The following is a 19,953-nucleotide window of genomic DNA, read 5'->3' as shown; positions in this document are numbered from 1 at the left end:
AAAAGGTTGTTCATAAATTGAACAATTCCGGTATCATCGCGCGCCCCAAGACCGTGATCCACCCTATAAAGATGAAAACGACCCTGATCGCCGCGGCCGAAGTCGACCGCCTGGAGACCTGGCAGCGCTATACCAGCAACATGTGCCATGGCTGCCATTCGACCTGCTGCACCCTGCCAGTGGAGGTGAAGATCAAGGATCTGATCCGTATCGGCGTGGTAGACGAGTTCGAGAAAGACGAACCCCCGAAGAACGTGGCCAAGCGCCTGCAAAAAGAAGGCATCATCGAGCGCTTCAACCAGAAGTCGGGAATCTTCACCCTGACCCGGATGAGCAACGATGACTGCATGTACCTGGATCGTAAGAGCCGGCTGTGCACCATTTATGACAAGCGCCCGGACACCTGCCGCAACCACCCCAAGGTCGGGCCTCGGCCGGGGTATTGCGCCTATAAGCCCAAGGTAGTCGGGCGCTGATCGTCAACCTCAAGCCCGCGAAGGGGCCAACACAAATCCTGAAGGCATAAAAAAACGCCCCCGGCCTTTCGACCGGGGGCGTTTTCATTCAGCCAAAGCTAACTCAGCTGTTTTTGGCTTTCTTGGCAGCGCGGGTACGCTCGCTTTCGTCCAGGATCTTCTTGCGAAGACGGATGGACTTCGGCGTTACTTCGCACAGCTCGTCTTCCTGGATGTATTCCAGAGCCTGTTCCAGGGTGAAGCGAACTGGCGGAACCAGAGCGATGACTTCGTCTTTACCCGAAGCACGCATGTTGTCGAGCTTCTTGCCCTTGGTAGGGTTGACGCCCAGGTCGTTGTCGCGGCTGTTCTGGCCGATGATCTGACCGTTGTAGATCTCTTGACCGTGCTCGACAAACAGCTTGCCACGCGCCTGCAGGGTTTCCAGCGAGTAGGTCAGCGCCTTGCCGGTTTCGACCGAAACCAGTACGCCGTTCTGACGGCCGGACATGTGACCGGACTTCACCGCGTCGTAGCGGTCGAAGATCGAAGTCAGGATGCCTGCACCGTTGGTCAGGGTCAGGAACTGGTTACGGAAACCGATCAGACCACGCGCCGGGATGTTGTATTCCAGGCGTACACGGCCCTTGCCATCCGGGACCATGTTGGTCAGGTCGCCTTTACGCAGACCCATTTCTTCCATCACCTTGCCCTGTGCTTCTTCAGGGATGTCGATGGTGACGTTTTCGAACGGCTCTTGCTTGACGCCGTCTACTTCACGAATGATTACTTCCGGGCGGCCCAGGGCCAGCTCGAAGCCTTCGCGACGCATGGTTTCGATCAGTACCGACAGGTGCAGCTCGCCACGGCCCGAGACCTTGAACTTGTCCGGGGAATCGGTTTCTTCAACGCGCAGGGCAACGTTGTACAGCAGCTCTTTGTCCAGACGGTCCTTGATGTTACGGCTGGTGACGAACTTGCCTTCCTTGCCGCAGAACGGCGAGTCGTTGACCTGGAAGGTCATCGAAACGGTTGGCTCGTCAACGGTCAGCGGCTTCATCGCCTCAACGGCAGTCGGGTCGCACAGGGTGTCGGAGATGAACAGCTCGTCGAAACCGCTGATGCAGACGATGTCGCCAGCCTGGGCTTCTTCAACGTCAACGCGGTGCAGACCGTGGTGGCCCATCAGCTTGAGGATACGGCCGTTACGCTTCTTGCCGTCAGCGTCGATGGCAACAACCGGGGTGTTCGGCTTGATGCGACCACGGGCAATACGGCCAACGCCGATAACACCCAGGAAGCTGTTGTAGTCCAGTGCGGAGATCTGCATCTGGAACGGGCCGTCACGGTCAACAGCTGGCGCTGGAACGTGGTCGATGACAGCCTGATACAGGGCAGTCATGTCTTCGCCCATTTCGGTGTGGTCCAGACCGGCAATGCCGTTCAGGGCCGAGGCGTAGACCACTTTGAAGTCCAGCTGCTCGTCGGTAGCGCCGAGGTTGTCGAACAGGTCGAAGATCTGGTCCAGAACCCAGTCAGGACGCGCACCCGGACGGTCAACCTTGTTGATCACGACGATTGGCTTCAGGCCGGCTTCGAAGGCCTTCTTGGTCACGAAGCGGGTTTGCGGCATAGGGCCGTCTTGAGCGTCGACCAGCAGCAGCACGGAGTCGACCATCGACATTACACGCTCAACCTCGCCACCGAAGTCGGCGTGGCCGGGGGTGTCGACGATGTTGATGTGGTAGCCGTTCCAGTTGATGGCGGTGTTTTTCGCCAGAATGGTAATACCGCGCTCTTTTTCCTGGTCGTTGGAGTCCATGACGCGCTCGTCGTTGAGCTCGTTACGCTCCAGAGTGCCGGACTGACGCAGGAGTTTGTCGACCAAGGTGGTTTTACCATGGTCAACGTGGGCGATGATGGCGATGTTACGCAGATTTTCGATCACAAGTGTATCTCGATCAGAGGATTCGGTTGCCGCCAGTGTAGGCGGCCAATATGTACTGTTTAAGGCTCAGCGGGCCCGGCGGTCGGGAGGGCGATGGCGGATACTGCCGCCAAACAGCCCCGGCGTCTTATGTCGGACGATAAACACGCACATTGGCATGTCCCTCACTGAGCAGATGGTGTGCGTGCAAACGGCTCATCACACCCTTGTCGCAATACAGCAAGTACTGGCGCGTCGGATCCAGATGCTTGAACTTGCTGTTGATGGCATAAAACGGCATGGCCTGGACTTCGATACCGTCCAGCACCAGGGGTTCGTCTTCCTGGGCATCGGGGTGACGAATGTCGATGACGATCTGGCCCGACAGTGCCTCGGTCACTTCCTCGATTTCGACATCCTTGCCAAGCTCGTCGATCACATGGTCGATGGAGATCAGCTTGGCGCGCTCCAGGGCGCGCTCCAGCACGGCCATGTCGAACTGCTTTTCTTCATGCTCCATGCGGTGGCGCTTGGCGTGAGTGGTCGGGTTTACCGAAATTACGCCGCAGTATTCTGGCATGTGCTTGGCGAAGTCGGCGGTGCCGATTTCGTTGGCCTGGTCGATGATGTCCTGCTTGTGGCTGGCCAGCAAAGGGCGCAGCACCAGCTTGTCGGTGGCCGAGTCGATGATCGACAGGTTCGGCAGAGTCTGGCTGGACACCTGGGAAATGGCTTCGCCAGTTACCAGGGCGTCGATCTCCAGGCGGTCAGCCATGTGCGCGGCACCGCGCAGCATCATGCGCTTGAGGGTCACGCCCATGTAGCTGTTGTCGACCTTGTTGAGGATCTCGCCGACCACTTCTTCGAACGGCACACTGATGAACAGCACGCGCTGGCTGCTGCCGTACTTCTTCCACAGGTAGTGGGCCACTTCCATCACGCCCAGCTCGTGGGCACGGCCGCCGAGGTTGAAGAAGCAGAAGTGGGTCATCAGGCCACGGCGCATCATCTGGTAGGCCGCCACGGTGGAGTCGAAGCCACCGGACATCAGCACCAGGGTCTGCTCCAGGGCGCCCAGCGGGTAGCCGCTGATGCCCTGGTGCTGGTTGTGGATCACGTACAGGCGCTGGTTGCGGATTTCGATGCGCACCAGCACTTCAGGCTTCTTCAGCTCGATGCCGGCGGCGCCACACTGCTGGCGCAGCTGGCTGCCGACGTAACGGTCGACGTCCATCGAGGTGAAGTCATGGTGGCCACCGCGCTTGCAGCGCACGGCGAAGTGCTTGCCGGCCAGCAGGTGGCCGAAGTGATGCTTGCACTTGGCAACGATGTCGTCGAAGTCACCCAGCGGGTATTCCTCAACCTGCAGGAAGTGGGTGATACCCGGTGTGCAGGTGAGGCGCTCGATGATCTCGCGCTGGACCTTTTCGTCCTCGATGCGGGTGACCACTTCGAGATTGTCCCAGACACCATCGACCGCGAGCTCAGGATCGAGGTCCTTGAGCACGTTGCGGATGTTCTTGGCGAGCTGGCGGATGAAGCGCTTGCGCACCGGCCGGCTCTTGATGGTGATTTCTGGGAAGACTTTGACGATAAGTTTCATTGGTTAACAGCGCGCGCAGGGCCTGCCGAAAATGTGGGGCGCGAATTATAGCGGAAACTGCTCAGGATTTGACCAACTTTTGATCAGAAGCTTTGAGATAAATGCAAGGCTGGGGTTTTGTGGCGCCTGTTCCGGCCCTTTCGCGGGTAAACCCGCTCCTACAAGGGTTTGGACAGTCCTCTAAAACCGTGGGGTCCCTGTGGGAGCGGGTTTACCCGCGAAGAGGCCCTCGAAAAAGGCACAAGACTCACCAGTCGCACCATAATAGTGCGCGCCCACCAAAAACCGCATCGTAAGGGTGCACTTTTCCCCGCCAACCCGCCGCCAAATGCCCGCAAACGCCTGCTTTTATCCCACCCTCGCCATTTTCGGGCACTGGCATGCAATTTGCTCCCTTGTGAGGCAGGTAAGCTTGGCCGACTATCCGCGCCCGGCAACACCCTTTTTCCAGGGCAGCGGCCCACCGCGCTCTAGACCCTCCGGAGGACAACATGTCGAAGTCGGTTCAACTCATCAAAGATCATGACGTCAAGTGGATTGATCTGCGTTTCACGGACACCAAAGGCATTCAGCACCACGTGACCATGCCGTCGCGTGATGCGCTGGACGAAGACTTCTTCGAAGTCGGCAAGATGTTCGACGGTTCCTCCATTGCTGGCTGGAAAGGCATCGAAGCTTCCGACATGATCCTGATGCCGGTTGACGACACTGCCGTCCTGGACCCGTTCACCGAAGAACCTACCCTGATCATCACCTGCGACATCGTCGACCCGTCGAGCATGCAGGGCTACGATCGCGACCCACGTGCGATCGCCAAGCGCGCCGAAGAGTACCTGAAGAGCACCGGCATCGGTGACACCGTATTCGCAGGCCCGGAGCCAGAGTTCTTCATCTTCGACGAAGTGAAGTTCCACTCGGACATCTCCGGTTCGATGTTCAAGATCTTCTCCGAGCAAGGCTCGTGGATGACCGGCGCTGACGTGGAAGGCGGCAACAAAGGCCACCGTCCAGGCGTGAAAGGCGGCTATTTCCCGGTTCCGCCGTTCGACCACGACCACGAAATCCGTACTGCCATGTGCAACGCACTGGAAGAAATGGGCCAGACCGTTGAAGTTCACCACCACGAAGTGGCGACTGCCGGCCAGAACGAAATCGGCGTCAAGTTCAACACCCTGGTGAAGAAAGCTGACGAAGTACAGGCCCTGAAATACGTCGTGCACAACGTTGCCGACGCTTACGGCCGTACCGCTACCTTCATGCCGAAGCCACTGTACGGCGACAACGGCTCGGGCATGCACGTGCACATGTCGATCTGGAAAGACGGCAAGAACACCTTCTCGGGTGAAGGCTATGCCGGCCTGTCCGACACCGCCCTGTACTTCATCGGCGGTATCATCAAGCACGGTAAGGCCCTGAACGGCTTCACCAACCCGTCGACCAACTCCTACAAGCGTCTGGTCCCAGGCTTCGAAGCCCCGGTAATGCTGGCCTACTCGGCTCGCAACCGTTCCGCCTCGATCCGTATTCCTTACGTCGGCAGCCCGAAAGCCCGCCGTATCGAAGCACGCTTCCCGGACCCATCGGCCAACCCGTACCTGGCCTTCGCGGCCCTGCTGATGGCTGGCCTGGACGGCATCCAGAACAAGATCCACCCAGGCGATGCTGCCGACAAGAACCTGTACGACCTGCCACCAGAAGAGGCCAAGGACATTCCGCAAGTGTGCGGCAGCCTGAAAGAAGCCCTGGAAGAACTGGACAAAGGCCGTGCGTTCCTGACCAAGGGCGGCGTGTTCTCCGATGACTTCATCGATGCCTTCATCGAGCTGAAGTCGGAAGAAGAGATCAAGGTCCGTACCTTCGTGCACCCGCTGGAATACGAGCTGTACTACAGCTGCTGATCTGATCGGCGCCTCGCGCCGGTAAAATGATCACGACGGCCTCCTTCGGGAGGCCGTTTTCGTTTGCGCCCCACGCAGAACCCTCGCCGCCCACGCTATGCTCTATCTTGGTGCAAGATTGAGTACAGTGCCCCGATTTGCTCCCCAATCTGGTTCACATTAAACGTTTCATCAAGACTTTCTGATCCGAATTTGCGCAGATCCAGGCCTTTATCGGCAAATCCCGCTTCTTTTCGGAGCTTTGGTTTGTTTCTTGCATTTTTCTGTGGAGAGACTGGCATCAGCAGATGCACCCCGAGCCCGGACCTGGCCAAAGAAGTGCCAGGCAAGCGCCAAAAGAGGTCAACGACGCCTTATGACCATCAGCGATGCGCAGCACCGTCTGCTTCTGGACAACCTGACCACCGCCACGTTGCTGCTCAACGCCGAGCTGCGCCTGGAGTACATGAATCCGGCCGCGGAAATGCTACTAGCCGTTAGTGGTCAACGTAGCCATGGGCAGTTCATCAGCGAACTGTTTACCGAATCGACCGAAGCGCTCAGCTCGTTGCGCCAGGCGGTGGAGCAGGCGCACCCGTTCACCAAGCGCGAAGCGCAGCTCACCTCGCTGACCGGGCAGACCATCACCGTCGACTACGCGGTAACGCCCATCCTGAACCAGGGCCAGACCCTGCTGTTGCTGGAGGTGCACCCACGCGACCGGCTGCTGCGCATCACCAAGGAAGAGGCCCAGCTGAGCAAGCAGGAAACCACCAAGATGCTGGTGCGCGGGCTGGCCCACGAAATCAAGAACCCCCTCGGCGGCATTCGCGGCGCGGCCCAGCTGCTGGCCCGCGAGTTACCCGAAGAAGGCCTGCGCGATTACACCAACGTGATCATCGAAGAGGCCGACCGCCTGCGTAACCTGGTCGACCGCATGCTCGGTTCGAACAAGCTGCCATCGCTGGCCATGACCAACATCCACGAAGTGCTGGAGCGGGTCTGCAGCCTGGTCGACGCCGAAAGCCAGGGCTGCATCACTTTGGTGCGCGATTACGACCCAAGCCTGCCGGACGTGCTGATCGACCGCGAGCAGATGATCCAGGCCATGCTCAACATCGTGCGTAACGCCATGCAGGCGATCAGTTCGCAGAACGAACTGCGCCTGGGCCGCATCACCCTGCGCAGCCGCGCCTTGCGCCAGTTCACCATCGGCCATGTTCGCCATCGCCTGGTCGCGCGGGTGGAGATCATCGATAACGGCCCGGGCATTCCCCCGGAACTGCAAGACACCCTCTTCTATCCCATGGTCAGCGGCCGCCCGGACGGTACCGGGCTGGGCCTGGCCATTACCCAGAACATCATCAGCCAGCACCAGGGCCTGATCGAGTGCGAAAGCCACGCAGGCCACACCGCCTTCTCGATCTACCTGCCCCTGGAACAAGGAGCCAACGCCTCATGAGCCGAAGTGAAACCGTATGGATCGTCGACGATGATCGCTCCATCCGCTGGGTCCTGGAAAAAGCCCTGCAACAAGAAGGCATGACCACCCAGAGCTTCGACAGCGCAGATGGCGTGATGGGCCGCCTGGCACGCCAGCAGCCGGACGTGATCATTTCCGATATCCGCATGCCGGGCGCCAGTGGCCTCGACCTGCTGGCACAGATCCGCGAACACCACCCGCGCCTGCCGGTCATCATCATGACCGCCCATTCCGACCTCGACAGCGCCGTGGCGTCGTACCAAGGCGGTGCTTTCGAGTACCTGCCCAAGCCGTTCGATGTGGACGAAGCCGTCTCGCTGGTCAAGCGCGCCAACCAGCACGCCCAGGAACAGCAAGGCCTGGATGTGCCGCAGAACCTGGCGCGCACACCGGAAATCATCGGCGAAGCCCCGGCGATGCAGGAGGTGTTCCGCGCCATCGGCCGCCTCAGCCATTCCAACATCACCGTACTGATCAACGGCGAGTCCGGTACCGGCAAAGAGCTGGTCGCCCACGCCTTGCACCGTCACAGCCCGCGTGCAGCGTCGCCGTTCATTGCCCTGAACATGGCGGCCATCCCGAAGGATTTGATGGAGTCCGAGCTGTTCGGCCATGAGAAAGGTGCTTTCACCGGTGCTGCCAACCTGCGCCGGGGCCGCTTCGAACAGGCGGATGGCGGCACCTTGTTCCTCGACGAAATCGGTGACATGCCCGCCGACACCCAGACCCGCCTGCTGCGGGTGCTGGCCGATGGCGAGTTCTACCGCGTTGGCGGCCATGTGCCGGTCAAGGTCGACGTGCGCATCATCGCTGCGACCCACCAGAACCTGGAGTCGCTGGTGCAGGCGGGCAAGTTCCGTGAGGACTTGTTCCACCGCCTGAACGTGATCCGCATCCACATTCCGCGGCTGTCCGACCGCCGCGAGGACATCCCTGCCCTCGCCCGCCACTTCCTCGCCCGCGCCGCGCAAGAGCTGGCAGTCGAGCCGAAGATCCTCAAGCCGGAAACCGAAGAGTTCATCCGCAACCTGCCGTGGCCAGGCAATGTGCGGCAGATGGAAAACACCTGCCGCTGGATCACCGTGATGGCCTCCAGCCGCGAGGTGCTGATCGGCGACCTGCCGCCCGAGCTGCTGAACCTGCCACAGGATGCCGCACCGGTAACCAACTGGGAGCAGGCCCTGCGCCAGTGGGCCGACCAGGCGCTGGCACGCGGGCAGTCGAGCCTGCTGGACAGCGCGGTGCCGAGTTTTGAACGGATCATGATCGAGACGGCGCTCAAGCACACCGCAGGACGGCGCCGGGATGCGGCGCTGCTGCTGGGTTGGGGGCGTAATACCTTGACGCGCAAGATCAAGGAGCTGGGCATGAATGTGGCGGGTGGGGATGACGAGGAAGGTGACGAGCACTGACTTATCGGTAAACCCGTAATCTCCTGGGGCTGCTTTGCAGCCCTTTCGCGGCACAAGGCCGCTCCTACAGGGGTTCGCTTTCTCCTGTAGGAGCGGCCTTGTGCCGCGAAAGGGCCGCAAAGCGGCCCCAGCTATTTCAGCCCCCGATGCACCGATCCTGTGCCCGATGCACCTCTGGAAGGCACAAATCCCCTCAAAACCCGGCCAAATCCCCCTCAAAGCCCAACATTCACGGGCTTTGCAAAATTGGCACGCCCCCTGCAATAGCTAATACATACCCAGTTTCGGGGGCCCTGGTACAGGCAGGCCGGGTGAACCCCTCTTTTATTCGCAGCACCGCCCGTTTTGGGGACCTCGGTACAGGCAGGCCGGGTCATCCCCCCTTTATACGCAGTAACCCCTTTTGGGGACCCTGGTACAGGCAGGCCGGGATATCCCCTCTTTTATTCGTGCAGTTTCACCTGCACCCGCCAACGCCCATCGTCCTCTGCACCGGCCCACTCGCCGTGCAGGGGACGCGCGGCAATCACCGTCAGCAGCAACCCTTCGTCACTCTTCTGCACCCGCCAGCTGACCGGTTTGCCTTCCAGGCTCAATTGCCCTTGCTGGCTCTTGCCCTGGGCCTGGAACAGCAGCGCAACCGTGCCTTCCACATTCTCGCCATGCAGCTTGGGTTCTTCGTTGAACCACAACGTCAGGCCATCCTGCACCACCTCCACCTGCTGGAGCTCACGCTCGTCGGGCGCGGTCAGGCGGCCAATCATCAGCCCTACCATCAAACCGACAATCGCCAGTGACAGCATTACCCGAGGGAAGGCCTTCGAACGCACGTCCGGTTCAGGAGTAGAATGCCCGTCATCTTCACGCTTGGAGCCGTGCATGTTTCACGTCATCCTTTTTCAACCAGAAATTCCGCCGAATACCGGCAACATCATTCGCCTGTGCGCCAACAGCGGCTGCGACCTGCACCTGATCGAACCCATCAGCTTCGAACTGGATGACAAGCGCCTGCGTCGCGCTGGGCTGGATTACCATGAGTATGCCACGCTCAAGCGCCATGAGAGCCTGGCCGGATGCCTGGAAAGCCTCGGTAATCCAAGGCTGTTCGCCTTTACCACCAAGGGCTCGCACCCGTTCCATGAAGTGGCCTATCAGCCGGGCGACGCCTTTCTGTTCGGGCCAGAAAGCCGCGGTTTGCCGGCCGAGGTGCTGGACAGCCTGCCGGCCGAACAACGCTTGCGCCTGCCGATGCGGCCGGGGTGCCGCAGCCTGAATCTGTCCAATACTGTGGCAGTGACAGTTTATGAGGCCTGGCGGCAAAACGGGTTTGCCGGTAGCTGATCTTAGCCTGCAAGGGCCCTTTCGCGGGCAACAAAAAAGCGCCCCGAGAGGCGCTTTCTTGATACCGGCAGTGATTACTGCACAGTCGGCACTTCGCCGGCTTCCTGCATGCGCTGCATTTCCTGCGCGTACAGGGCGTCGAAGTTGACCGGCGACAGCATCAGGGCCGGGAACGAACCACGGGTCACCAGGCTGTCCAGGGTCTCGCGGGCGTACGGGAACAGGATGTTCGGGCAGAACGCACCCAGGGTGTGGCTCATCGAAGCCGCATCCAGGTTGGCGATCAGGAAGATACCGGCCTGCTGCACTTCAGCAATGAAAGCCACTTCGTCACCGTTCTTGACGGTTACCGACAGGGTCAGCACCACTTCGTGGAAGTCACCTTCCAGGGCTTTCTGCTTGGTGTTCAGGTCCAGCGCAACGCTCGGCTCCCAGGTCTGACGGAAGATCTGCGGGCTTTTCGGGGCCTCGAACGACAGGTCGCGCACATAGATGCGCTGCAGGGAGAACTGAGGGCTGTTGTCTTCTGCAGCAGCGCCGTTGGTCTGTTGGTCAGTCATGGCAGGTCCTTATCCTAATGTTTTTGAATGCAGTGCAAATCAGGCCGCCAGCAGCGCGTCGAGCTTGCCGGCGCGCTCCAGGGCATAGAGGTCATCGCATCCACCGACATGGGTGCTGCCGATCCAGATCTGCGGCACCGACGTACGGCCGGCCTTCTGGCTCATCTCGGCACGAACCTGCGGCTTGCCGTCGACCTTGATTTCCTCGAAGGCCACGCCCTTGCTCTCGAGCAGGTACTTGGCGCGCATGCAGTAGGGGCAGTAGTCGCTGGAATAGACGATGACGGGCTTCATATCACTTCACCAGGGGCAGGTTATCGGCTTTCCAGCTGGAAACGCCACCGCTCAGTTTGGCGGCGGTGTAACCAGCCTTGAGCAGTTCGCGGCAGTGGGTGCCGGACTGCTGGCCCATCGCGTCGACGACGATCAGGGTCTTCTCTTTGTGCTTGTCCAGCTCGCTCATGCGGGCGGCCAGCTTGTCCTGCGGAATGTTGATGGCACCGACGATGTGGCCGGCGGCGTATTCCTTGGCAGTACGGATGTCGATGACCAGACCCTTGTCGGCGTTGACCAGGGCGGTCAGTTGGCCATTGCTCAGGCTCTGGCCGCCACGGCGGATTTCATTGAGCAGCAGCAGGACCAGCAGAACAACGAAGATCGCAACCAGGATGTAGTGATCTGTCGCGAATTGAATCAGGTGAGCAACCATCAGCGGTGTTCCAGGCGATTGAAAATGCCGGCCAGTATACACAGCCCCCCAGTACCACCAAAGCCCGACGGGCCGGCCGCAAAAGTACCTTCATGTTGCCGCACGGGCCGCGCTGGTCAGGGAACAGGACGATTATTCGCCGCAGCTGGCGTATTTGCCCTAAAATGCGTGTCTTTATCATCTTTGAACAACCGTGAGTTTGATTGATGACGAGTACGCCCAAACCCCTGGTCCTGATCATCCTGGATGGCTTCGGCCACAGCGATATCCCCGAACACAACGCCATCTTTGCCGCCAACACACCGGTCTATGATCGCCTGCGCGCCACCCGGCCGCATGGCCTCATTTCCGGCTCGGGCATGGATGTCGGCCTGCCGGACGGGCAGATGGGCAACTCCGAAGTCGGTCACATGAACCTGGGGGCCGGCCGCGTCGTCTACCAGGACTTCACCCGCGTCACCAAAGCGATCCGCGATGGCGAGTTTTTCGAAAACCCGGTGCTCACCGGCGCCGTGGACCATGCAACCAATGCCGGCAAGGCCGTGCACATCCTCGGCCTGCTGTCTGATGGTGGCGTGCACAGCCACCAGGACCACCTGGTAGCCATGGCCGAACTGGCTGCGCAGCGCGGCGCAGAAAAGATCTACCTGCACGCCTTCCTCGACGGCCGCGACACCCCGCCACGCAGCGCGCAGTCGTCCATCGAACTGCTCGACGGCACCTTCGCCAAGTTGGGCAAGGGCCGCATCGCCACCCTGATCGGCCGCTACTTTGCCATGGACCGCGACAACCGCTGGGACCGCGTCAGCGCCGCCTACAACCTGATCGTCGACAGCGCCGCCGAGTACACCGCCGACACCGCCCAGGCCGGCCTGGAAGCGGCCTACGCCCGTGACGAGAGCGACGAGTTCGTCAAGGCCACGCGCATTGGGGAAGCGGTCAAGGTTGAAGACGGCGATGCCGTGATCTTCATGAACTTCCGCGCCGACCGCGCTCGCGAGCTGTCGCGTGCGTTCGTCGAAACCGATTTCAACGAGTTCCCGCGTGCCCGCCTGCCAAAACTGGCGGCCTATATCGGCCTGACCCAGTACTCGGCCAAGATCCCGGCCCCGGCGGCCTTTGCACCTTCCAGCCTGAACAATGTGCTGGGCGAGTACCTGGCCAAGAACGGCAAGACCCAGCTGCGCATCGCCGAGACCGAGAAGTACGCCCACGTTACCTTCTTCTTCTCGGGCGGGCGTGAAGAGCCGTTCGAAGGCGAAGAACGCATCCTGATCCCGTCGCCGAAGGTCGCCACCTACGACCTGCAGCCGGAAATGAACGCACCGCAGGTGACCGATCGCATTGTCGAAGCTATCGAACAGCAGCGGTACGACGTGATCGTGGTCAACTACGCCAACGGCGACATGGTTGGCCACACAGGCGTGTTCGAGGCTGCGGTCAAGGCAGTCGAAGCGCTGGATACCTGTGTAGGGCGCATTGTCGAAGCGCTGGAGAAGGTAGACGGCGAAGCGCTGATTACCGCCGATCACGGCAACGTCGAGCAGATGGAAGACGAATGCACCGGCCAGGCGCACACCGCGCACACCACCGAGCCGGTGCCGTTCATTTATGTGGGCAAGCGCAACGTCACGGTACGCGATGGTGGTGTGCTGGCCGACGTGGCGCCGACCATGCTGAAGCTGCTGGGGCTGGAAAAGCCGGTGGAAATGACCGGTACGTCGATCCTGGTCGACGCCTGATCCGGTGTATCGGGGCCGCTTCGCGGCCCCGATTGCACATGAATTCCAGACCAACGCCCCCCTGCACCCGCAGCGAGGCGTTTTTTTTGCCTGCCCGGGCGGGCATACTAAGCCAGTCTCCATCCTTGGTACGCCAAACCCCATGCTTCGCGCCCTGATCCTACTCGCCCTGTCTTGCCTGCTCAGCCCGGCCTTCGCCGATGAGCGTGCGCAGACCCAGCAGCAACTGGACGCCACCCGCCAGGATATTGCCGAGCTCAAGAAGACGCTGGGCAAGCTCCAGGAAGAAAAGGCCGGTGTGCAAAAGGACCTCAAAGCCACCGAGACCGACATCGGCAACCTCGAAAAGCAGGTGGAGGCTCTGCAGCAAGAACTAAAAAAGACCGAGGGCGATCTGGAGCGCCTTGAAACCGAGAAAAAAAAACTCCAGAGCGCCCGCGTTGAACAACAGCGACTGATCGCCATTCAGGCCCGGTCGGCCTACCAGAACAACGGCCGCGAGGAATACCTCAAGCTGCTGCTCAACCAGCAGAACCCCGAGAAGTTCGCGCGCACCCTCACCTACTACGATTACCTGAGCAAGGCGCGCCTGGAGCAATTGCGCACCTTCAACGAGACCTTGCGCCAGCTGGCCAACGTCGAACAGGACATTGCCGGCCAGCAGCAACAGTTGCTGGCCCAGCGCGCCGACCTCGACAGCCGCCGCCAGGCCCTGGAAGCCGAGCGAGGCAAGCGCCAGCAGGTGCTGGCCAAGCTCAATGGCGACATGAAGGACCGCGACCAGAAGTTGCAGGCCCGCGAGCAGGACCAGGCCGACCTGTCCAAAGTCCTCAAGACCATTGAGGAAACCCTGGCCCGGCAGGCCCGCGAAGCTGAAGAAGCGCGCAAGAAAGCCTTGCTGGCCCAGCAGGAAGCGGAAAAACGCCGCCAGCAGGAAGCCCTGGCCGCCGCTGCTGCCCGCGAACAGGCAAAGGAACCCGTGGAACCACCGAAAAAGGCCCGCACCACCCTCGGCCCGATGGTTTCCACCGACGGCGCAAGCTACGGCGGCGCATTTTCTTCGGCGCGGGGAAAACTTCCATGGCCTGTGAACGGTCGATTGCTGGCACGCTTCGGTGATGCCCGCGGCAGCGACGCCCGTGCAAAGTGGGACGGGGTGATGATCAGCGCCAACCCGGGCACCCAGGTACGTGCGGTGCACGGCGGGCGCGTGGTGTTCGCCGACTGGTTGCGCGGCGCCGGGCTTCTGGTCATTCTCGACCATGGCAACGGTTACCTGAGCCTGTACGGCCACAACCAGAGCCTGCTCAAGAGCGCCGGTGATATCGTCAAGGCCGGTGAAGCCATTTCCACCGTTGGCGACAGCGGTGGCCAGGACGCGGCAGGCTTGTACTTCGCCATCCGCCAGCAGGGTCGGCCTACCGACCCTTCGCAGTGGTGCCGGGGCTAGTCAAATTTCTACGGCGTAGCCTGAATGCTGCGCCGATGCTCCCCAGGGAGCGCTTACAGGATCAGGAGTTCGTTCGACATGCTGCACTCGCCTCGTCTCACCCAGCTGGCCCTGTCCATCGCCCTGGCGGTCGGCGCGCCCCTGGCCACCGCCGCAGAGCCGGCCAAGGCCGCCGCGGTGCCAGCCACCGAGGTGACCGCCAAGGCGCCGCTGCCGCTGGAAGAGCTGCGCACCTTCGCCGAGGTCATGGACCGCATCAAGGCTGCCTACGTCGAACCGGTGGATGACAAGACCCTGCTGGAAAACGCCATCAAGGGCATGCTCAGCAACCTCGACCCGCACTCCGCCTACCTCGGCCCCGAGGACTTCCAGGAGCTGCAGGAAAGCACCAGCGGCGAGTTCGGCGGGCTGGGCATCGAGGTGGGCCAGGAAGACGGCTTCATCAAGGTGGTCTCGCCAATCGACGACACCCCGGCTTCGCGTGCCGGTGTGCAGGCGGGCGACCTGATCGTCAAGATCAACGGCGCCCCGACCCGTGGCCAGACCATGACCGAAGCGGTCGACAAGATGCGCGGCAAGATCGGCGAGAAGATCACCCTGACCCTGGTGCGCGACGGCGGCAATCCGTTCGACGTGACGCTGGCCCGCGCGGTCATCCAGGTCAAGAGCGTGAAGAGCCAGTTGCTGGAGAACGACTACGGCTACATCCGCATCACCCAGTTCCAGGTCAAGACCGGCGACGAAGTGGGCAAGGCGCTGGCCAAGCTGCGCAAGGACAACGGCAAGAAGTTGCGCGGGGTAGTGCTGGACCTGCGCAACAACCCGGGCGGCGTGCTGCAGTCGGCGGTAGAAGTGGCCGACCACTTCCTGACCAAGGGCCTGATCGTCTACACCAAGGGCCGTATCGCCAACTCCGAATTGCGCTTCTCGGCCGACCCGGCCGACGCCAGCGAAGGCGTGCCACTGGTGGTGCTGATCAACGGCGGCAGTGCCTCGGCCTCCGAGATCGTCGCCGGTGCCCTGCAGGATCAGAAGCGCGCCGTGCTGATGGGTACCGACAGCTTCGGCAAAGGCTCGGTGCAGACCGTGCTGCCGCTGGCCAACGACCGCGCCCTGAAGCTCACCACCGCGCTGTACTACACCCCCAACGGCCGCTCGATCCAGGCCCAGGGCATCGTGCCGGACATCGAAGTGCGCCCGGCCAAGCTCACCGCCGAAGTCGACACCGAAAACTTCAAGGAAGCCGACCTGCAGGGCCACTTGGGCAACGGCAACGGCGGCGCCGACCGACCGACCGGCAGCAGCAAGCGCAAAGAACGCCCGCAGGACGATGACTTCCAGCTGAGCCAGGCCCTGAGCCTGCTCAAAGGGCTGAACATCACCTCGGGCAAATGATCCACACGATGCGTTACCTGCTGTGTCTGTTGTTCTGCCTGTTGGCCGGGGTCGCGCAAGCGGCGCCGGCCGGCAAGGCCTACATGAGCATCATCATCGACGACCTGGGCCAGAGCCCCGACCGTGACAGCCGAACCCTTGCCCTGCCTGGGCCGGTGACCATGGCGATCATGCCCGACACCCCGCACGCCAGCGACTTCGCCCGCCAAGCCCACAAGGCCGGCAAGACGGTGATCCTGCACATGCCCATGGACCCGGCCACCGGGCCCTATGCCTGGCACCCGGGCATCGCCATCGACGAACTGGCCCGCCGCCTGGAGGCTGCCTTGGCGAAGGTGCCCTACGCCGCCGGCATCAACAACCACATGGGCAGCCGCATGACGACGCAGCGCGAACCGATGGCCTGGTTGATGGGTGAACTGCAGCAACGCCACCTGTTCTTCGTCGACAGCCGCACCAGCGCCGCCACCGTGGCCGCAGCCGAGGCCCAACGCATTGGCCTGGCCCACGTTTCGCGTGATGTGTTCCTCGACGATGTGCGCACTACCGAGGCGATCACTGGGCAGTTGCAGCAAGGCATCGCCCTGGCGCGCAAGCAAGGGTCGGCAGTATTGATCGGGCATCCTTACCCACAAACCCTCGAAGTGCTGGAACGGGCACTGCCACAGCTCAAGGGCCAGGGCATCGAACTGATCAGGCTCAGCCAGATGATCGCCTTGCGCAGCAACCTGGCGATGCCTGGGCATGGCAAGAATGGCCGCTACACCAATCGCTGAGAAGCTGGGGTTGCTTTGCAGCCCCAATAAAAAACCCCGCTCAGTGAGCGGGGTTTTGTTTGCATCAACAGCAATCAGCTGTACACACGCCCCAGCACCTGGCGGTGGCTTTCGAACTGATCCAGCACATCACGCACGATCTGCTCTGGCGCAAAGCCCATCAGGTCATACTCCTGGCTGCCATCGTGCAGGTACACCTCGGCACGGTAGTAGCGCTGACGCACTTCCGGTTCGCCTTCAACCGGCGCCTCGCTCGGCGCGGCCATATAGCCGTCCAGGCTCACTTCGTAAACGAACGGGTTACCCTCGTCCATCATCACCCGCAGGCCCATCATGTTGCGCGACTGGCCAACGCGGGTTTCCACCTCGAAGCCAAGGGTCTGCAACTGCGCGGCCGCTTCTTTCAGCGCCGGGCTGACCTGCTTGTCCATGAAGCGCTGCACCACAGCCTGGGTCGGTTGCAGCTCCAGCTGGGTCAGGCGCTCGCTGAAACCGCGACGGCCACGGGCGGCCAGCTCGGCGCGTTCGCTTTCTACTGCAACGTCCTGCTTCATGGCCTTGTACAGGCCGAACATGAACAGCACCAGCACCACCGAGAACGGCAGGCCCGCCAGCACGACCATGGTCTGCATGGCTTCGAAGTTGCCGGCAAACAGCAGGCCGATGGTGACCAGGGTGATGACCACCGACCAGAACACCACCATCCAGTGCGGGGCGTCTTCGTCGACCTTGCCGCCTTTGCACGACAGGTTGGCCATCATCACCGCACCGGAGTCGGCCGGGGTAAGGAACAGCACAAAGCCGACAAATACCGCCACACCAATCACGATCTTCGCCGCCGGGAAGTATTCCAGCAGCTGGTAGATCGACATTGACGGCTGTTCCAGCGCTGTCTTGCCCAGCTCCACCGCCCCCTGGTTGATCACCAGGTCCAGTGCGGTGTTGCCGAAGATCGACAGCCAGGCCAAGGTGAAGCCCAGCGGGATCAACAGCACGCCGCTGACCAGTTGGCGAACGGTCCGGCCCTTGGAGATACGGGCAATGAACATGCCGACGAACGGGCCCCAGGAGATCCACCAGGCCCAGTAGAACACGGTCCAAAGGCCCAGCCAGCGTTCGGACTTGCCGGCTTCGCCTTCGTACACGTACAGGTCGAAGGTTTTCAGCACGATGCCGTTGAGGTAGTCGCCAACGTTCTGCACAAAGCCGTTGAACAGGTGCAGGGTGTTGCCCGCCAGCAGCACGAAGAGCAGCAAGCCGCTGAACAGCAGGATGTTCAGGTTGGACAGCCGGCGAATGCCGTTTTCCACGCCCGATACCGCCGCTACGGTAGCCACGCCCGCCATGACCAGGATCACCACCAACAGGTTGGTCTGGCTGTGCTCCATGCCGAACAGGTATTCAAGGCCCGAGGACACCTGCATCGAGCCGATCCCCAGGTTGGTCACCAGGCCCAGCAGGGTCACGAACATGCCGAAGATGTCCACCGCGTTGCCGGCAGCACCCTTGACCCAACGCTCACCCACCAGCGGGTACAGCGCCGAGCGCAGTGCCAGCGGCTGGTTGTGACGGTAGGCAAAGTAACCCACGGCCAGGCCGACCAGGGCGTAGATCGCCCAGCCATGCAGGCCCCAGTGCAGGAAGGTCAGCTGCAGGCCCTGGCGCGCAGCTTCGAGGCTGGCCGGGGTACCTTCCGGTGGGTTGAAGTAGTGGTCCAGCGGCTCGGAAGCGCCGAAGTACAGCAGCGAGATGCCGATGCCGGAAGAGAACAGCATGCCGGCCCAGGCGCCGTAGCTGAAGTCAGGCTGGTCGTCCTTGCCACCCAGCTTGAGCTTGCCGTAATCGGAGAAGGCCAGGTAGACGACAAACAGCAGGTAACCGCAGATCACCAGCATGTAGTACCAGCCAAAGGTACGCGTCAGCCATTTCTGGGCCACGCCCAGCACCTGGCCGGCGGTATCGGGTACAGCGATCAGCAAGGCAGTCAGAACAAGGATCATCAGCGCGGAGGTGAAGAACACTACGCGGTTGACCCGTACCCTCTCGGCGGGGGGCTTGGTAAGTGAGGCAGAACTCATTGCACGAATGCTCCGGGCAGTACGGCTTTGTGGAGGCTAATCATTCTTTCCCGAGCAATTGGTGGAATATCCCCACTGCGTCAGGTGTTATAAAAGCACCCTGGAAACCGTGATCCCGAATCGATACGTTGCAAAAAAACAGACAGGTGGCCTGCTGAAAATGCCCACGCATCCGCAGAGGTGCGCGCATTCGTCACAGATCACCCCGCCCGCTCCAAGGGCCTGTCGCAGGGCCAGTGGCCGTACGGCAGAATCTGCATTTCGCATCGCTCATGCCCGTCAACGCCTTGTATTCCGGGGGTTACGCGATTTCCTGGGGTGTCAATCCGTGCCTTCTTGACCGCCTGAAAGACTGTCAATGGCACAAATTGTCGCAGAGCTTATTCTTTATTGATTGAACGTTCAATCAAAACAAAATAGACTGGCCTTCGCCGAGTCAGCCGCCCGTCGTCTGCTCGCAGGCCTGAGGAGATAGCAAGATGCCCAAGGTCGGTATGCAACCCATCCGCCGCCAGCAGTTGATCGAAGCCACGTTGCAGGCGGTCGATCAGGTCGGTCTGGGGGACGCCAGCATTGCGCTGATTGCCCGTTTGGCCGGTGTGTCGAACGGCATCATCAGTCACTACTTTCGGGACAAGAACGGCCTGATAGCAGCGACGATGGGTTACATCATGAGCATGCTCAACGAAGGCGTCAGAGCACGCCGTCAGGCCCTGACGGATGACAGCCCGCGCGCTCACCTGAAAGTGATCATCGAGGGCAACTTCGATGCCAGCCAGGTGAACGGCCCGGCAATGAAAACCTGGTTGGCCTTCTGGGCTTCCAGCATGCACCAGCCCGATTTGCACAGGTTGCAGCGGATCAACGACCACCGCTTGTATTCCAACCTGTGCTGCCAGTTCCGCCGCGCCCTGCCGCTCTACCATGCGCGTAAGGCAGCCCGCGGCCTGGCAGCCCTGATCGACGGCCTGTGGCTGCGTGGCGCCCTGTCGGGTGATGCATTCGACACCGGCCAGGCGATACGGATTGCTTACGAATACATGGATCTACAACTGGCTAAACAGCACACCCTGGGCACAAACGACCAGGCCGCTGAACAAGCACGCACGGCCCTTGCCAACCCAGCAGGAGCGTGACGCGCAAGC

General features: G+C 61.4%; 17 protein-coding genes. 10 read left to right on the top strand and 7 right to left on the bottom strand.

Features of this window, described 5'->3' with window-relative positions:
• The first annotated feature begins 71 nt into the window (after window positions 1-71).
• Complete coding sequence (locus tag SB756_RS14495; protein WP_003249225.1) at window positions 72-476, top strand: YkgJ family cysteine cluster protein; 405 nt, start codon at window positions 72-74, stop codon at window positions 474-476.
• 103 nt (window positions 477-579) lie between these two features.
• Here the strand turns inward: SB756_RS14495 and typA are convergent, their stop codons facing one another.
• Both typA and thiI read right to left on the bottom strand, forming a co-directional pair.
• Complete coding sequence (typA, locus tag SB756_RS14490) at window positions 580-2,403, bottom strand: translational GTPase TypA (protein WP_016502013.1); 1,824 nt, start codon at window positions 2,401-2,403, stop codon at window positions 580-582.
• 127 nt (window positions 2,404-2,530) lie between these two features.
• Complete coding sequence (thiI, locus tag SB756_RS14485; protein ID WP_410911019.1) at window positions 2,531-3,985, bottom strand: tRNA uracil 4-sulfurtransferase ThiI; 1,455 nt, start codon at window positions 3,983-3,985, stop codon at window positions 2,531-2,533.
• 491 nt (window positions 3,986-4,476) lie between these two features.
• Between thiI and glnA the strand changes: the two genes are divergently transcribed.
• The 3 genes from glnA (at window position 4,477) to ntrC (ending at window position 8,757) form a co-directional block, all read left to right on the top strand.
• Window positions 4,477-5,883: a type I glutamate--ammonia ligase gene (gene glnA, locus SB756_RS14480; RefSeq protein WP_016489592.1), complete on the top strand. Its 1,407-nt coding sequence runs from the start codon at window positions 4,477-4,479 to the stop codon at window positions 5,881-5,883.
• A gap of 355 nt (window positions 5,884-6,238) precedes the next feature.
• Entirely contained in the window at window positions 6,239-7,324 is a 1,086-nt protein-coding gene (gene glnL / locus SB756_RS14475) for a nitrogen regulation protein NR(II) (RefSeq protein WP_341796987.1), read from the top strand.
• The gene (gene ntrC / locus SB756_RS14470) at window positions 7,321-8,757 is read left to right on the top strand and encodes a nitrogen regulation protein NR(I) (RefSeq protein ID WP_410911018.1); all 1,437 of its coding nucleotides are present in this window, start codon (window positions 7,321-7,323) and stop codon (window positions 8,755-8,757) included. Before glnL ends, ntrC begins: the two co-directional genes overlap by 4 nt.
• Window positions 8,758-9,200: 443 nt before the next feature.
• Here ntrC and SB756_RS14465 read toward each other — a convergent pair whose 3' ends face one another.
• Window positions 9,201-9,638, bottom strand: a complete 438-nt coding sequence (locus tag SB756_RS14465; protein WP_341796989.1) for a hypothetical protein — start codon at window positions 9,636-9,638, stop codon at window positions 9,201-9,203.
• On the opposite strand from SB756_RS14465, the gene trmL reads away from it, so the two are divergent.
• The gene (trmL, locus tag SB756_RS14460; RefSeq protein ID WP_013974580.1) at window positions 9,637-10,098 is read left to right on the top strand and encodes a tRNA (uridine(34)/cytosine(34)/5-carboxymethylaminomethyluridine(34)-2'-O)-methyltransferase TrmL; all 462 of its coding nucleotides are present in this window, start codon (window positions 9,637-9,639) and stop codon (window positions 10,096-10,098) included. The genes SB756_RS14465 and trmL overlap by 2 nt on opposite strands.
• Window positions 10,099-10,172: 74 nt before the next feature.
• On the opposite strand, the gene secB is transcribed toward trmL, so the two are convergent.
• From secB to SB756_RS14445, 3 genes are read right to left on the bottom strand one after another with little or no spacing between them, the layout of a single operon-like run.
• A complete protein-coding gene (gene secB, locus SB756_RS14455; RefSeq protein ID WP_016489596.1) occupies window positions 10,173-10,658 on the bottom strand; it encodes a protein-export chaperone SecB in 486 nt (161 codons plus the stop codon).
• 39 nt (window positions 10,659-10,697) lie between these two features.
• Window positions 10,698-10,952 carry a glutaredoxin 3 gene (gene grxC / locus SB756_RS14450; protein WP_003249204.1) on the bottom strand — a complete coding sequence of 85 codons (255 nt, stop codon included), beginning with the start codon at window positions 10,950-10,952 and terminating at the stop codon, window positions 10,698-10,700.
• Between the two features lies 1 nt (window position 10,953).
• A complete protein-coding gene (locus SB756_RS14445) occupies window positions 10,954-11,367 on the bottom strand; it encodes a rhodanese-like domain-containing protein (protein WP_016502017.1) in 414 nt (137 codons plus the stop codon).
• A gap of 206 nt (window positions 11,368-11,573) precedes the next feature.
• Here SB756_RS14445 and gpmI point away from each other — a divergent pair, with 206 nt between their 5' ends.
• The 4 genes from gpmI to SB756_RS14425 all read left to right on the top strand — a co-directional run bounded on the left by gpmI (window position 11,574) and on the right by SB756_RS14425 (window position 16,730).
• The gene (gene gpmI / locus SB756_RS14440) at window positions 11,574-13,109 is read left to right on the top strand and encodes a 2,3-bisphosphoglycerate-independent phosphoglycerate mutase (RefSeq protein WP_341796990.1); all 1,536 of its coding nucleotides are present in this window, start codon (window positions 11,574-11,576) and stop codon (window positions 13,107-13,109) included.
• A 142-nt stretch (window positions 13,110-13,251) separates the two neighbouring features.
• The gene (locus tag SB756_RS14435; protein WP_410911017.1) at window positions 13,252-14,559 is read left to right on the top strand and encodes a murein hydrolase activator EnvC family protein; all 1,308 of its coding nucleotides are present in this window, start codon (window positions 13,252-13,254) and stop codon (window positions 14,557-14,559) included.
• A gap of 78 nt (window positions 14,560-14,637) precedes the next feature.
• On the top strand, window positions 14,638-15,954 hold the full coding sequence (locus SB756_RS14430; protein WP_016502020.1) for a S41 family peptidase: 1,317 nt from the start codon (window positions 14,638-14,640) through the stop codon (window positions 15,952-15,954).
• An 8-nt stretch (window positions 15,955-15,962) separates the two neighbouring features.
• On the top strand, window positions 15,963-16,730 hold the full coding sequence (locus SB756_RS14425; protein ID WP_410911016.1) for a divergent polysaccharide deacetylase family protein: 768 nt from the start codon (window positions 15,963-15,965) through the stop codon (window positions 16,728-16,730).
• A gap of 74 nt (window positions 16,731-16,804) precedes the next feature.
• Here SB756_RS14425 and SB756_RS14420 read toward each other — a convergent pair whose 3' ends face one another.
• The gene (locus tag SB756_RS14420; RefSeq protein WP_341798932.1) at window positions 16,805-18,751 is read right to left on the bottom strand and encodes a BCCT family transporter; all 1,947 of its coding nucleotides are present in this window, start codon (window positions 18,749-18,751) and stop codon (window positions 16,805-16,807) included.
• Between the two features lie 536 nt (window positions 18,752-19,287).
• Here SB756_RS14420 and betI point away from each other — a divergent pair.
• Window positions 19,288-19,944 carry a transcriptional regulator BetI gene (betI, locus tag SB756_RS14415; protein WP_016502023.1) on the top strand — a complete coding sequence of 219 codons (657 nt, stop codon included), beginning with the start codon at window positions 19,288-19,290 and terminating at the stop codon, window positions 19,942-19,944.
• Window positions 19,945-19,953: the final 9 nt, after the last annotated feature.

Origin of the sequence: Pseudomonas sp. SIMBA_068 (genome assembly GCF_046534705.1) — a bacterium.
GTDB classification, from domain to species: domain Bacteria; phylum Pseudomonadota; class Gammaproteobacteria; order Pseudomonadales; family Pseudomonadaceae; genus Aquipseudomonas; species Aquipseudomonas putida.
This window is presented reverse-complemented; position numbering and strand designations above follow the sequence as displayed.

Excerpts from the sequence above, each read along its gene's own strand:
- SB756_RS14435 (WP_410911017.1), top strand. The coding sequence starts at position 13,252 with ATGCTTCGCGCCCTGATCCTACTCGCCCTGTCTTGCCTGCTCAGCCCG.
- secB (WP_016489596.1), bottom strand. The coding sequence starts at position 10,658 with ATGACTGACCAACAGACCAACGGCGCTGCTGCAGAAGACAACAGCCCT.
- betI (WP_016502023.1), top strand. The coding sequence starts at position 19,288 with ATGCCCAAGGTCGGTATGCAACCCATCCGCCGCCAGCAGTTGATCGAA.
- SB756_RS14465 (WP_341796989.1), bottom strand. The coding sequence starts at position 9,638 with ATGCACGGCTCCAAGCGTGAAGATGACGGGCATTCTACTCCTGAACCG.
- glnA (WP_016489592.1), top strand. The coding sequence starts at position 4,477 with ATGTCGAAGTCGGTTCAACTCATCAAAGATCATGACGTCAAGTGGATT.
- SB756_RS14430 (WP_016502020.1), top strand. The coding sequence starts at position 14,638 with ATGCTGCACTCGCCTCGTCTCACCCAGCTGGCCCTGTCCATCGCCCTG.
- ntrC (WP_410911018.1), top strand. The coding sequence starts at position 7,321 with ATGAGCCGAAGTGAAACCGTATGGATCGTCGACGATGATCGCTCCATC.
- gpmI (WP_341796990.1), top strand. The coding sequence starts at position 11,574 with ATGACGAGTACGCCCAAACCCCTGGTCCTGATCATCCTGGATGGCTTC.
- thiI (WP_410911019.1), bottom strand. The coding sequence starts at position 3,985 with ATGAAACTTATCGTCAAAGTCTTCCCAGAAATCACCATCAAGAGCCGG.
- glnL (WP_341796987.1), top strand. The coding sequence starts at position 6,239 with ATGACCATCAGCGATGCGCAGCACCGTCTGCTTCTGGACAACCTGACC.
- SB756_RS14495 (WP_003249225.1), top strand. The coding sequence starts at position 72 with ATGAAAACGACCCTGATCGCCGCGGCCGAAGTCGACCGCCTGGAGACC.
- trmL (WP_013974580.1), top strand. The coding sequence starts at position 9,637 with ATGTTTCACGTCATCCTTTTTCAACCAGAAATTCCGCCGAATACCGGC.
- SB756_RS14445 (WP_016502017.1), bottom strand. The coding sequence starts at position 11,367 with ATGGTTGCTCACCTGATTCAATTCGCGACAGATCACTACATCCTGGTT.
- grxC (WP_003249204.1), bottom strand. The coding sequence starts at position 10,952 with ATGAAGCCCGTCATCGTCTATTCCAGCGACTACTGCCCCTACTGCATG.
- SB756_RS14425 (WP_410911016.1), top strand. The coding sequence starts at position 15,963 with ATGCGTTACCTGCTGTGTCTGTTGTTCTGCCTGTTGGCCGGGGTCGCG.